This window comes from Paenibacillus sp. KACC 21273, assembly GCF_028736095.1.
GTDB lineage: Bacteria > Bacillota > Bacilli > Paenibacillales > Paenibacillaceae > Saccharibacillus > Saccharibacillus kyungheensis.
Genome location: NZ_CP117876.1, coordinates 1,465,239 through 1,477,820, shown reverse-complemented (window position 1 = coordinate 1,477,820; position 12,582 = coordinate 1,465,239). Strand labels below are relative to the sequence as shown.

Annotated in this window: 13 protein-coding genes; 6 read left to right on the top strand and 7 right to left on the bottom strand. The window is 38.7% G+C overall.

What is annotated here, in order from left to right; genetic code table 11:
• Nucleotides 1-489: 489 nt before the first annotated feature.
• A complete protein-coding gene (locus PQ460_RS06845) occupies nt 490-900 on the bottom strand; it encodes a DoxX family protein (protein ID WP_274172150.1) in 411 nt (136 codons plus the stop codon).
• 216 nt (nt 901-1,116) lie between these two features.
• Between PQ460_RS06845 and PQ460_RS06840 the strand changes: the two genes are divergently transcribed.
• Together PQ460_RS06840 and PQ460_RS06835 are read left to right on the top strand one after the other, a co-directional pair.
• Nucleotides 1,117-1,647, top strand: a complete 531-nt coding sequence (locus tag PQ460_RS06840; RefSeq protein ID WP_274172149.1) for a helix-turn-helix domain-containing protein — start codon at nt 1,117-1,119, stop codon at nt 1,645-1,647.
• Between the two features lie 160 nt (nt 1,648-1,807).
• Nucleotides 1,808-2,437 (top strand): YfbR-like 5'-deoxynucleotidase, encoded by a 630-nt coding sequence (locus PQ460_RS06835; RefSeq protein WP_273613219.1) that lies wholly within the window; start codon nt 1,808-1,810, stop codon nt 2,435-2,437.
• Between the two features lie 67 nt (nt 2,438-2,504).
• Here the strand turns inward: PQ460_RS06835 and PQ460_RS06830 are convergent, their stop codons facing one another.
• From PQ460_RS06830 to PQ460_RS06815, 4 genes are all read right to left on the bottom strand, one after another.
• The gene (locus PQ460_RS06830; RefSeq protein ID WP_274172148.1) at nt 2,505-2,966 is read right to left on the bottom strand and encodes a hypothetical protein; all 462 of its coding nucleotides are present in this window, start codon (nt 2,964-2,966) and stop codon (nt 2,505-2,507) included.
• Between the two features lie 40 nt (nt 2,967-3,006).
• The gene (locus PQ460_RS06825; protein WP_337993991.1) at nt 3,007-4,329 is read right to left on the bottom strand and encodes a hypothetical protein; all 1,323 of its coding nucleotides are present in this window, start codon (nt 4,327-4,329) and stop codon (nt 3,007-3,009) included.
• 138 nt (nt 4,330-4,467) lie between these two features.
• A complete protein-coding gene (locus PQ460_RS06820) occupies nt 4,468-4,770 on the bottom strand; it encodes a hypothetical protein (protein WP_273613222.1) in 303 nt (100 codons plus the stop codon).
• Between the two features lie 216 nt (nt 4,771-4,986).
• Nucleotides 4,987-5,628, bottom strand: a complete 642-nt coding sequence (locus PQ460_RS06815) for a cell wall hydrolase (RefSeq protein WP_274172147.1) — start codon at nt 5,626-5,628, stop codon at nt 4,987-4,989.
• Between the two features lie 330 nt (nt 5,629-5,958).
• On the opposite strand from PQ460_RS06815, the gene PQ460_RS06810 reads away from it, so the two are divergent.
• Nucleotides 5,959-6,837, top strand: a complete 879-nt coding sequence (locus tag PQ460_RS06810; RefSeq protein ID WP_274172146.1) for a PhzF family phenazine biosynthesis protein — start codon at nt 5,959-5,961, stop codon at nt 6,835-6,837.
• On the opposite strand, the gene PQ460_RS06805 is transcribed toward PQ460_RS06810, so the two are convergent.
• Nucleotides 6,818-7,498: an alpha/beta hydrolase gene (locus tag PQ460_RS06805; protein ID WP_274172145.1), complete on the bottom strand. Its 681-nt coding sequence runs from the start codon at nt 7,496-7,498 to the stop codon at nt 6,818-6,820. The genes PQ460_RS06810 and PQ460_RS06805 overlap by 20 nt on opposite strands.
• Nucleotides 7,499-7,626: 128 nt before the next feature.
• Between PQ460_RS06805 and PQ460_RS06800 the strand changes: the two genes are divergently transcribed.
• The 3 genes from PQ460_RS06800 (at nt 7,627) to PQ460_RS06790 (ending at nt 10,792) form a co-directional block, all read left to right on the top strand.
• Entirely contained in the window at nt 7,627-8,415 is a 789-nt protein-coding gene (locus PQ460_RS06800) for an exodeoxyribonuclease III (RefSeq protein WP_274172144.1), read from the top strand.
• 62 nt (nt 8,416-8,477) lie between these two features.
• Nucleotides 8,478-9,680 carry a PstS family phosphate ABC transporter substrate-binding protein gene (locus PQ460_RS06795; protein WP_274172143.1) on the top strand — a complete coding sequence of 401 codons (1,203 nt, stop codon included), beginning with the start codon at nt 8,478-8,480 and terminating at the stop codon, nt 9,678-9,680.
• Between the two features lie 131 nt (nt 9,681-9,811).
• On the top strand, nt 9,812-10,792 hold the full coding sequence (locus PQ460_RS06790) for an iron-hydroxamate ABC transporter substrate-binding protein (protein WP_274172142.1): 981 nt from the start codon (nt 9,812-9,814) through the stop codon (nt 10,790-10,792).
• A gap of 70 nt (nt 10,793-10,862) precedes the next feature.
• Here the strand turns inward: PQ460_RS06790 and PQ460_RS06785 are convergent, their stop codons facing one another.
• The gene (locus PQ460_RS06785) at nt 10,863-12,344 is read right to left on the bottom strand and encodes a family 43 glycosylhydrolase (RefSeq protein ID WP_274172141.1); all 1,482 of its coding nucleotides are present in this window, start codon (nt 12,342-12,344) and stop codon (nt 10,863-10,865) included.
• Nucleotides 12,345-12,582 lie beyond the last annotated feature (238 nt).

Below are 12,582 nucleotides of genomic sequence, written 5' to 3'. Positions count from 1 at the left end.
ACAAATGACTATACGTCATTACCGCACAACCCTCTCTCTTTTCTAAATGTTTTCAAAAAATCAGATGAAGAAAAATAATTTTCTTCTATCACGCACACTATATTGTATTTGCTACTCCTATAAACTCATAAATATACTACATATTTCCTTGTTGTCAATCTGTCAATATGAACAGACATATTATCCAAATCGTGTTATCCAAGTACAAAAAAATGAATATATTATGCTATAGTCTGAAGCAAATAAAATATCATTTGAACTTACGTTATATGGATCTGATTCTTTTTACATATAAGAAATGCAACTTTTTGAATAATACGTTGGAGAAGGCAAATGGTTTCTTTTTTATTTCAAAAAGAATCTATATCCTTTTTTTCGAATGTCATGCAGGTAGATATCAGCTAAAACACATGATAAAACCTCTATGCCTATACAGATGTATAAACATAGAGGTTAGAAGATACAGACTATAATAATGCTGGAGATCGATTAACGATTAGTTGCTGATTTTTTAAATAATAATCCATCAACAGACCAGCTTCTTGTATTCGCTACAGCCAAGTAAAGAGCAATTACGATATAAGTGATATCTAATTCGTATCCTGCCATTTGACCATTGCCCATCAGACCTGCGGATAACTTCGCTGTAAAAATAGCACCCAACAAAATAACAATAAATACGATAGAGATATAACGTGTCAATAGACCAATAATCAACATAATACCACCTACAACTTCGATCGTACCTACAACATAAGCCATAAATCCTGGAATGCCTAGACTTTCAAAAAATCCAGCTACATTGCCAAATCCCATTTGTACTTTGCTAATCCCATGTGCTAGGAACAAAATTCCTAGTACGACTCTCATAATTGTTGTAACGACGTTAATTTTCATCATTAACAGCTCCTTTTTATTTTCTAATAGTTACTTTTATACTGTAACTTTTATTTTGTAACTATAAAGCAATATAAACATAACTGTCAACAAAAATATTATTATTATAAATAAAATATTTCTATAACTAATAAAAATATTTCGTTTTTAGTTGCTACGGTTTATTACTTGTTGTTACAATAATGCGTAATATACTGTGAAGAAATGTGAGGAATTGGTATGAATATAGGGGCTATGATTCGTTCGATTCGTAAGCGTAAAAATATAACGATTGCTGAAATATGCAAAGAAACAGGATTGTCTCAAGGATTTATGAGCCAGGTAGAAACCAACAAAACATCCCCTTCGATCAATACATTGGAACATATTGCGCAGACGCTACAAGTGCCTTTAAGCTATCTGTTATTACAGCAAGAAGAACGGATGACTGTCGTTCGTAAAGAAGAACGAGAATTAACTTCAAGCGGCCCTGACCAACTCAAAGTCTCTCATTTGGGTCATACCTCGAATATGCAAATGATGTTAGTCGAAGTGCCTCCAGGAACGTCTACAGGAGAAGTGCCGATAGCGCATCAAGGAGAAGAAGTGCATCTGGTCGTTAAAGGAACGATTTATGCAGAGCAAGGCGAAGATCAATTCGAGCTACATGAAGGCGATTCATTTAGTTGGAACGCTTCTGTACCGCATCGGGTGAAAAATATCGGCGAAGATACTGCTATCGTGCTTATTTCTGTATATAAAGAGAAGTAAAAGAAACATTATTTTATACAGCGTTAATACCCTACTAACATATGAAGTCTATAATTTAGCTTATCAATACTCTTGCTGAATATTTACATTTTTTTGTTATGACTATGTAAGTGTTCAACAAAATCTACTACTTTGATGTAGCTAAAGGATGGCTTATGTTATGGGAATTCATGCGTATTTTCGATCACTCAATGAATTAGAACGTATTATTCGTTGCCCGGGTAAATTTAAATTTGAAGAACACAGTGTATCTGCTCATTCGTGGAAAGTAGTACAATATGCCAAAACGCTGGCTGATATCGAAGAAAAACATGGTGTTACTGTCGATTGGAAAAAGTTATACGAGATTACCAGTAGTCATGATTATGGTGAAATTTTTATTGGAGATATCAAAACACCGGTCAAGCACTCTTCGATGGAACTGCGTAAATTGATCCAACAGGTGGAAGAAGGTATGGTACAGCATTTTATCGAGGAACATATTCCTGAAGATTTCAAAGCGATATTCCGTCAGCAATTACGTGAAGGTAAAGACGAATCGGTCGAAGGTTTGATTTTGGAAGTGGCGGACAAAATGGATCAGGTCTATGAAGCTTTTGCAGAATTGCAACGTGGAAATACCGAAAAAGAATTTATCGTCATGTATCGCAATGCACTCGTCAAAATCAAGCATATTGAATTACATTGTGTTGATTATTTTCTCAATGAGATTTTGCCGGATATGGTTAACGAAGAATCATTATCTCCGATTGATATCAAACGCATTACAGAAGAAGCACTGGCACTATAACCCAGCACTTCCCCCTGCTCTCTTACTCTTATGAGAGTTTTTTGCGTTGTATACATATAGGATTCTGTTACGTGTAGGTAATACTTATCGAAGAACTAGCAGAACGAGGATCATACGATGAACTAATGCTGCCATAGGCTACTTTATATTCGATATAAGGATAGGGCTTGGAGCGCCGAACATCTGGTTTACGTTCTAGTTCTTGGCGGAGCAAAGCATCATGTTCTTGCTTGCGTTGCAACTCTTTCGCTTCTGTCCAATCGTCCCAGGATTGACCATACTTTGGATCAGAAATGCTCATCATCGTCATGCGAAATACTGAATTTTGGAATAACAAAGACACTGAGAATACATGAGAACTAATCGGCACGTCTTGAAAAGAGTACCATACATAACCATTATTCATATCTCGAATTTCTGTAAAATAATCGTTATACCATTGAGATTGTAATACTTGTGCTAACGTCAGTGCTGGATATATTGCTCGTTCTTGATTCACCTCTAATTCGCCTGCAATCCAATTGCTCATGAATAGACTCCTTTCTCTATACTGTACATGTTCACTTTGATTACCAGCGTAACGGTTGTTGATCTTTCCAGAGAATCCAGCGGCTCTGTTCACGAATCGGGGCTGTTCCGATCGTATACTCATCTCTAGAGCCACTTTGTAAATCAATCCAGTGTGCCATTCCACCATGTGTGCCTACGACCAGCCACTTTTCATCAGGTGATACAACAATACCTACTATCGTACTGCCTACAAAATAACGCCATATTTCTTGTCCATCATGATCGATCAAGCGCAGATATCCATAAGCATCGCCTACAATATTACCTGATTGTAATGAAGCCCCTGCATAGACACGCATTTCTTGATCCATAAGTGGTAATTCATCTTCTTCGTCGAGCACATCTTTTTGAATATCATTAAGATCTACTTTGATCGTTGCTCCATTGTAAAAATGACAAGCATTGTACCATACACTTTGATTATCCTGCGTAAATAGACTGTAATGCGGATAACTGGAAGCTGGCTCAAATTTGTGTATTTTCTGCGTATACGTATCTAACAAGTAATGTTCACTCATCTGGCTACCGTAAGCAATCCAGCGACTGTCTGAAGAGACCGCTCCATGCGCCATATCAACCGATATCGTCGTATAGTCCTCTCCGTACGACTCTATCTCTTCGATTTCAGGATATAACAGGTGTACTTGTTCGCCTTCAATCATATAAATACCATATGCACTGATCAACAATACTTTGGTTCCTGATGCAAACGGAATAATATCGATCAAAATATCTACAGGGGATATACAATCAGCTAGCGATTCCCAGCGTGCTAATTTCTTTTTAAGTGTCTGCTGAATATGTTCCCAACTAAAATAAGCGGTATGATCTCCATGTAAAGCAAGATCGGGGTTATGTACAACACTAATCCCTGCTGTCGTGACTTTGGCTATATACTGCTGGTCTGGAGACATGCCGATACGCAATACATTTTTAATTTCGATCAGTTGCTCTGTATTGGCTAAATACAATCGGCGATGTTCACGCGTATTGCCTGCTTCGACTACAACATAATCTTGAATATATCCTACCGGGCATACCGGTTGTAAAGATTCTTCAAATTGTGGGGTCAAAGGTGAAGATGCTGGAGGCACCTGTTCATGTAGACGCTCTATATCATCAGCTTGATTCGCTGCTATAATCATTTGCATAATATCTGGTGCTAACACAGGACGATTGTCTTCCTCCGGTTCTGCTTGGGCTTGTTGCCAATCGCTTGCTATACCTATACGTACAAATTCATTAATAGCATGTGCATATGTTTTGCCTTCTTGTCGCCACTCTGATGCTACTTCTGGTTGTAACCAATCCATACTACTCATCTCTCTTTCTATTCATAATCTTATTATTATCTCAAAGTTTTTCACAAAATAAAAATAGCCCTAACTATTATTAGGGCTTGACTATCAAAATGCATATCTGAACTGTCTACTATATTCGCCTGGAGACACTTTGCTATGTCACTTAAAATACAGTTTGGAAGACGAAGAAGATTCTTTGAATGCTTGAATAAACAAAGAAGGATCATCACGAATCATATATGAAAATACGCCCTTGCGTGTATGCAAATAAAAGAACCCTTCGCCATCGCTAAATGTGCGATACGACATATCAAATACATCCAAAATAGCAAATTCTCTTCGGTGGGTCGTTACTCGATCATGATATAAAATAAGCATCCGTTCATCGATCCAATGCTGTTGTTCTTGTCCATCGATTTTGCGCTCTACTTTGTAATAAGGTTGTACCGCAATTTGATTCATGTCAGCCCTCCTTATCAATATCATACAAGCTTATGGTATCTATTACCCAAAGTGTGCCAAATGATCAGTCAATTGGGTAAGGAAATCATAGATATAGCCAATAAAATAGTATTATCTGGATCGACTTCTTTGGTGTAAACAAAAAGCCGTTTTGCTTTCCTGTACTGACAGAATAAGCAAAACGGCTATATGATCATAGTATTCATGTATATTGGATTAGTTCGTAAATGTATGTTGACCTAAAGAAATCACTTTAGGACGTGCAATACTCCAGCTGGATGTCGCAATCTTAGGATTGTAATAGTACAGTGAACCGTTAGTCGGATCAACCCCATTTAATGCTTGTCTTGCTGCATCATAAGCCATCTGATTCGGCTTCATGCCATACTGTCCATCTTGAACAGCTGTAAATTGCCCTGGTTGTAGAATGACAGCAGAGATCGAATTAGGGAATTGATTGGATTGTACACGATTTAGCACGACTGCGCCTACGGCTACTTGTCCGCGGAATGATTCACCACGAGCTTCAGCATAAATAATTTTAGCTAGCATATTGAGTGAATGATTGCTCACTTTGCCCGATGGATTGAGCTTGGCTAATGTAGCAGGGCCAGCGACTCCATCTGCAATTAGACCATGGTCTCTTTGGAAATTTTTAACGGCTTTGCTGGTAATTTGACCGTAATAACCGGTAACGCCAACATGAAAATATCCGCGTGAAGCCAGTTGCTCCTGTACCTGACTTACATGTTCATTTTGCATACCTTGTGTCAGCATTAATGCATGGGCTGGCGTAGCCACCGTAGCTGTACCGAACAAACATGCACAAGATATAAGAAGAGCGGGTAATTTTTTCATCTTTTGAGATAACCTCCACTTTGATTTTCTGACCGGTCCTATATGCCGGGCTGTCCATCCGAGAGACGTTGATCCGCCTGAATCGAATATACACGCTCCAAACGGAGAATGTAACGCACTAAAGGAGTGGGACTAAGCTGTATTAAAGCATCGGTAGGATTCTAGCATATATTTCTGTGAATAGCAATTTAGTTGCCAAAAAGATGACTGTAAACAATATAAAATGCGTTATTGTGAACTTCTGCTATTACCTTATTACAGTCAAATTTGCTCCTTGAATCACTTTTTGATCATGATATACTTTCGTATAGTTAAGAAAGGAGATTACAAATGGACATTCAAGTGTATACATTAGATGCTTTTTCGTATCAAAATCAAGGCGGTAACCCGGCAGGTGTGGTGTTAGAAGCAAGTCATTTATCGACTGTACAAATGCAATATATTGCCAAGCAATTAGGATTTTCTGAGACTGCTTTTCTTCTACCTTCTACTGTCGCTGATTATCGGATTCGTTATTTTACACCTAATCATGAAGTCGATTTGTGCGGACATGCTACGATTGCTAGCTTTTACTTAATGGTAACGCAAAATCATATCGTTGCAGGTCATTATCGCATAGAAACGCTAGCAGGCATACTGGATGTTCATATTGAAGATGATCACCATGTCTTTTTGACACAGACACCGCCTCAATTTGATATCGAAATCAATCGGCAAGAGATAGCAGATTCGTTAGGAATCGCTGTAGACGAATTGCATGCAGAAGCACCTGTACAGATCGTATCGACAGGATTACGTGATATTATTGTCCCTATCCGTTCATTACATACATTACAACGTATAACTCCCAATTTTGACCGTATTAAGCGTATTTCTCAAACGTATAATGTTGTCGGATATCATCTATTCACACGGGATACGCATAGTGATGCTATCGCACAATGTCGTAATTTTGCTCCACTATACGATATTCCCGAAGAGAGTGCTACAGGAACATCGACAGGGGCATTAATGTGTTATTTGCATCAATATAACTTGATTCCGGCAACAAGTACTTCACCATTTGTATTTGAACAAGGATATACGATGAACGTGCCTTCACAATTACTTGTTACTATACAACTGCATGATGACGGTGCTATTAAGCAGGTACAAGTAGGAGGTCTTGCCTCCAATATTCAGCAACATATTATGACTGTGGAGACGTAAGATGGTGAGTATCGATCCAGACTTGAACAGCTGCAAAAAAATCGCTTTTACGCTCTGCATAACAGACTAAATGTCCACTATTAGGTACAATAATCACTCTGGTATCCGGTGTGCCTACATGTTCTGCTAGATAAGAAGCACTTTTCATTTTAACAAGATGATCTTGATCTCCCTGTACAATAAGTGCAGGGATTTTGATATGAGGATAGATTGTAAATGATTCGTGAACGATCCGATAAAATTCGCGTGTTGCTTTAGAAGGTACAACAAACAAATTACGAATATAAGCTTTTACCATCGGCCATTGATACAGTGTTCGAATAATCTGCTGCGGATTTAATGGAAACACAGGCGTCGATAACATTGTCAACGAGCAAATATGATTCGGATATTTCACCACTAAATGAGCCGCAATTAATGCTCCTGTTGAAAAGCCGATCAGGTGTATTTTAGAATATGTAGTTAGCAATTGCTTTAATTGAACCTCAGCGCTATCGATCCAATCAAGACGAGTGGCATTTCTAAGATCCGCTTTACTGCCACCATGCCCTTGTAAGGTAAACATTTTGACAGTATATCCTTGCGCTTCTAAATATTCAGCTAACGGAGAGACTTCATGTTCTCCTCCTGTGAACCCATGGATAAGCAAACATACTTTCACAATAAGCTCCTTTGGTGTTGATGAATGTAAAATATTGTAGAATGCGCTTATGAGTTCAAGCGCTAGATTCTTATCATAACTGGTTATGGTACACTATGAAAAGTCTGACAAAGGAGAATAAGTAACTTATGAAATTAATATCTTGGAATGTAAATGGACTGCGTGCCGCCGTAAAAAAAGGATTTAATGAGTATTTTGATCAGATGGATGCTGATATTTTTTGTATCCAAGAATCCAAATTGCAAGCCGGTCAGATTGAACTGGATCATGGCGATCGGTATCAACAATACTGGAATTATGCTGTTAAAAAAGGATACTCTGGGACAGCTATTTTTACCAAAATCGCACCTCTTTCTGTTCATTACGGGCTAGAAGAGAATTTTGAAGAAGAAGGTCGGATGATCACGTTAGAATTTCAACATTTCTATCTTGTGAATGTTTATACCCCTAATGCCAAACGTGATCTAACACGCCTCCCTTATCGTTTAGAATGGGAAGATCGCTTTCGCCAATATGTTCAGCAATTGGATCAGGTCAAGCCGGTTATTATTTGCGGGGATCTCAATGTGGCTCATCTTGATATCGATGTCAAAAATGCCAAGTCTAATCATGGCAATTCAGGCTTTACGACTGAAGAACGCGGTAAAATGACTGAATTGCTGAACACTGGCTTTATCGATACATTCCGTTATTTCTACCCAGATACTACTGATGTATATAGTTGGTGGTCGTATATGTCCAAAGTACGTGAGCGTAATATCGGATGGCGGATTGATTATTTTCTAGCTTCTGCACGTCTAGCTCCTTATCTTGCTGATTCTTCAATAGATCATCAGATTATGGGTAGCGATCATTGCCCGATTATTTTGCAGATAAATGATTTTACAGATGTGCTTGCAAACTCTTCAGTACAATAACTGCCAAGCTGACAATAGGATGCACACAGAGTGGTGAATAGGATTGTGGAGGAGGATTTTTGTTGAAAAGAGACAGAGTTGATCATTTTTTTGCAAGCTTTGGAGCTATTCTAGCTATACTATTTCTAGCTGTTGTAGGATTAGTGGGAGTTGCACTATTTAGCAATATGCAAAAGTTTTATATCCCTTTTATTATAGTAATTGCAGGTCTTATGATTATCGCAGTTATTCTTAGCAATATTCAGCCGATTGCTCGCCATCGCTTTTTTCCAATAGGGGTCAAGCTTTGTCTGGGATTGTTTGTTTTGATTGCTATTGGATATCATGTGAATCGTGCTTATGATCAACATCTGATTGTGAGTGAACAAGATGTAAATGTAGATGATTATCGTCCGTTTGCAGATCATAGCAAAGTATCAACACTGGACAACCCTCCTACCTATACATTGTCTGCTCAGGATCAATTACCGGTGCTTGATGGTGCAACTGCTCTATATCCACTCTACTCTGCATTTGTCAAAGCTGTGTATCCTGCTCAAGATTATGAGCCTGATGATGCCAAAAGTATTGTTCGGATTACAGGGACAGGCAAAGCATACCAACGCTTAATCAATCACAATGTAGATATGATCTTCGCTGCTGCTCCATCCAAAGAACAGCAGAAATCAGCTCAAGCTAAAGGATTACAATTGAATATGCAACCGATTGGGCGAGAAGCTTTTGTATTTTTTGTACATAAAAATAATCCTGTACATAGTCTGACTTCTACACAGATCAAGCAGATTTATACCGGTGAAATTACCAACTGGAAGCAAGTAGGTGGCAATGACGATCCCATCCGAGCATTTCAACGTCCTGAAGATAGCGGAAGTCAAGCAATGTTACGACGCTGGATGGGTGATCAGCAACCGATGACTCCGATTGTCGATGATGTGGCTTCAGGAATGGGCGGTATTATCGAACAGACCGCAGATTATCGTAATTACAAAAATGCAATTGGTTATTCGTTTCACTATTTTGCAACACAAATGAATGCTAATGATGATATCCGTCTACTCGCTATAGATGGTGTGTATCCAGATGTAGCATCAATTCGGGATAAAAAGTATCCGATTATTACTCCTTTTTATGCGATTACTGCTTCGTCTCGTAAAAAAGATACAACATCTTCGGTCAATCCCAATATTCAACCTTTTATAAACTGGATTTTATCCGAGCAAGGTCAGCAATTGGTGAAAAAGACAGGCTATTTTCCGATTCGATAAAGGTGCTCTCCCTCTATTTCAAGAAAATATACAAGTTCTCTCTACTTTTCATTGTGATGATGTGCTTTTAAAGATATACTAGCGGTGAGGATGATAATCATTGTCAACAACTTGGTGGAGGGAATACACAAATGAATCGAAAGACTGCTTACTCTGCAACAGCTATTTTATTAAGTCTGGTGTTACTATTAAGTGCTTGTTCTTCAAGTACATCTACAACAGCACCAGCAACAAGTACTGAAAACACAGCCACTACAGAATCAACTGCTACAGAACGGACATTAACAGATGCAATCGGTAACAAAGTCACTGTACCTGCTAATCCGCAACGTATACTGGCTTCTTACCTTGAAGATCCTCTTGTAGCTCTAGGCGTTAAACCTGTTGCTCAATGGGCAATTGGTGAAGGCAATACACAAGGTTATTTGCAAAAGCAGTTAGCTAACGTTCCACCGATTGATTCTACACTTCCTTATGAAGCTGTACTGAATACCAATCCTGATCTGATCTTAATGGATAGCGCAGAAATGGTAGCTGGCGATAAATATGCGCAATACAATCAGATTGCTCCTACGTATGTAGTCGGCAAAGCGCAAAACAACGATTGGCGTCAAGAGTTACTAACGATTGGCGATGTACTTGGTAAAAGCGATCAAGCTAAAAAAGTATTAGCTGATTATGAGACCAAAGCCAAATCCGCCAAAGAACAATTGCAACAGCAAATCGGTAGCGAGTCTGCTGCGGCTCTATGGGTAACTGGCAAAAGTATCTATGTAGTCAGTCGTAATTTATCCAGTGGAGATGTACTTTATAACGATCTAGGCTTAACTGCTCCTGCGGTGGTAGAGGAAATTTCCAAATCAGGAGAAGCGAACTGGCAAGCTATTTCATTAGAAAAGTTAACAGATCTGGATGCTGATTATTTATTTTTGATTAATAGTACCGAAAAGTCTAAAGAAGAAATCACTAGTCCTGCAGTATGGCAAAACATCCCTGCTGTTAAAAAAGGGCATGTGTACGACTTTAGCGCTGATTCTAGCTGGTTATATACAGGTGCTATTGCGAACGGTCAAATGATTGATGACGTGCTTGCAAGTGTACTGAAGAAGTAAAAAAAGAAGAAGCAGATTTTTTCTGCTTCTTCTTTTTGTTATAGTTTGTCGTGTTTATATGACCAAACGTTTAATTCACTCGTTCAAAAATCCACTGTTGTATCGTATTATTCAGATCGCTCCATTGTTTGACATCGCCACCATCATCCAAACTTCCATTGGTCACATCTAGTAATTTGCCACTATTACGATTTTTAATTTCAAAATATTGATTCTGTGTCGGGGTAAAGCTCCATTGTTGACTGGTCGCTCCTGTTGAAGCAAATTGTGCAACATCTGCTCCATCTGCTGTGCTTGCTCCGCTTACTCCAGCTAACCGCCCACTATGACTGGCTCGTAAGTTAAAAAATCCACCAGATACAGGATCAAGCGCCCATCGTTGATCTCCTGTACCATTGTATGTCCATTGCAGAATATTAGCGCCTTCTGCGGTAGAAGCATTGAATACAGCCAATACTTTACTGCTGTTTTTATTTTTAATACGGTACAAAATATCGCCTGTACCTTCACCAGAAGGACGAGTAACTGCTGTAGCAGAACTTACCGGTGATCCCAACACAGGAGTATCTCCATTCCAACTTATTTTCTGAATACGAGTCGTTCGTTGTTCTGCACATCCTTGACCTGAACCATCATTGGCATGGTAGACGATCCAATCTTCTTTGCCGTCTGGAGATTTGACAAAGCTATTATGACCGGGTCCAAAAACAGTATTTGTTTTCTGAAAAACAGGATTAGCACTTTTCGTCCAGTTGCTAGCAACGGTTAGATCAGCAGTAAGATTAGCACTGAGTAGACCTAACTTGTAATCATCTGTCCAACATCCACTGGCTGAAAAGATTAGATTGACTTTGGAGCCATGCGTAATAAAAGCAGGAGCTTCATTCACTGTTCCACCGGAAGTCTCCCATGCATACGTAGGACTAGAAATAATAGTCGCTTTGCCTTGAATCGCTGTAGGGCTACTCATTTTGGCAATAGCGATCTGTTGTGGTTGATTCGGAGCGATCTGTGACCATGCGATATATAATTGTCCATTGATGTTAGTCACCGTATGGTCGATCGACCACCAATCATTGCTATCTTTCAATTTAATCGGTGCCGACCATGTGCCTTGTAACGGATTCGCACTGGTATTTTTAATCACCCACATCCGTTGATTCGGTGTACCTGTTTCACTACTTCCTGCTGAAAAATATAGATACCATGCGCCATCAATATAATTTAATTCCGGTGCCCAAATATTGCTAGAATAGCAATTAGCGCCTGTACAGTTCGCTGTTGACCTGGTAAATACTGTTTTGCGCTCTCCATTTCCGATTCCGCTTAATGAAGAAGAACGAGTAATATCTATTTTGTCCCAATTCTGCGACGTATGCACAAAATAATAATAACCATCGGTATGCTTCATAACAAAAGGATCAGCCGATGAGTAAGGTGCCACTGGATTAATAAATGTGGTCGATGCAGCTTGCGCTTGAACAGGTAAAACCGTTAATAGAAGCAAAACAAACACTAATACAGATACTATATAAACATTCTTATTTAACATTAATATTCCCCCTTATTATTTAATCTTTTATATTGTAAGCGCTATCATTAATTCACACAATATAAGGATATGGCACTACATATTTAAATTCATTTCTCATGCTCACATTCTGGTGTAATATAGATAGTCTGAACGAACGATATATATAGAGTGTGTGTATTTATGAAGGAGGATTGGAACGTTGAACGTCAAAGAAGAAGCTTCATTGCAGAAAAAATTACGTCCACGTCATATTACA

Excerpts from the sequence above, each read along its gene's own strand:
- PQ460_RS06845 (WP_274172150.1), bottom strand. The coding sequence starts at position 900 with ATGATGAAAATTAACGTCGTTACAACAATTATGAGAGTCGTACTAGGA.
- PQ460_RS06840 (WP_274172149.1), top strand. The coding sequence starts at position 1,117 with ATGAATATAGGGGCTATGATTCGTTCGATTCGTAAGCGTAAAAATATA.
- PQ460_RS06835 (WP_273613219.1), top strand. The coding sequence starts at position 1,808 with ATGGGAATTCATGCGTATTTTCGATCACTCAATGAATTAGAACGTATT.
- PQ460_RS06830 (WP_274172148.1), bottom strand. The coding sequence starts at position 2,966 with ATGAGCAATTGGATTGCAGGCGAATTAGAGGTGAATCAAGAACGAGCA.
- PQ460_RS06825 (WP_337993991.1), bottom strand. The coding sequence starts at position 4,329 with ATGAGTAGTATGGATTGGTTACAACCAGAAGTAGCATCAGAGTGGCGA.
- PQ460_RS06820 (WP_273613222.1), bottom strand. The coding sequence starts at position 4,770 with ATGAATCAAATTGCGGTACAACCTTATTACAAAGTAGAGCGCAAAATC.
- PQ460_RS06815 (WP_274172147.1), bottom strand. The coding sequence starts at position 5,628 with ATGAAAAAATTACCCGCTCTTCTTATATCTTGTGCATGTTTGTTCGGT.
- PQ460_RS06810 (WP_274172146.1), top strand. The coding sequence starts at position 5,959 with ATGGACATTCAAGTGTATACATTAGATGCTTTTTCGTATCAAAATCAA.
- PQ460_RS06800 (WP_274172144.1), top strand. The coding sequence starts at position 7,627 with ATGAAATTAATATCTTGGAATGTAAATGGACTGCGTGCCGCCGTAAAA.
- PQ460_RS06790 (WP_274172142.1), top strand. The coding sequence starts at position 9,812 with ATGAATCGAAAGACTGCTTACTCTGCAACAGCTATTTTATTAAGTCTG.
- PQ460_RS06785 (WP_274172141.1), bottom strand. The coding sequence starts at position 12,344 with ATGTTAAATAAGAATGTTTATATAGTATCTGTATTAGTGTTTGTTTTG.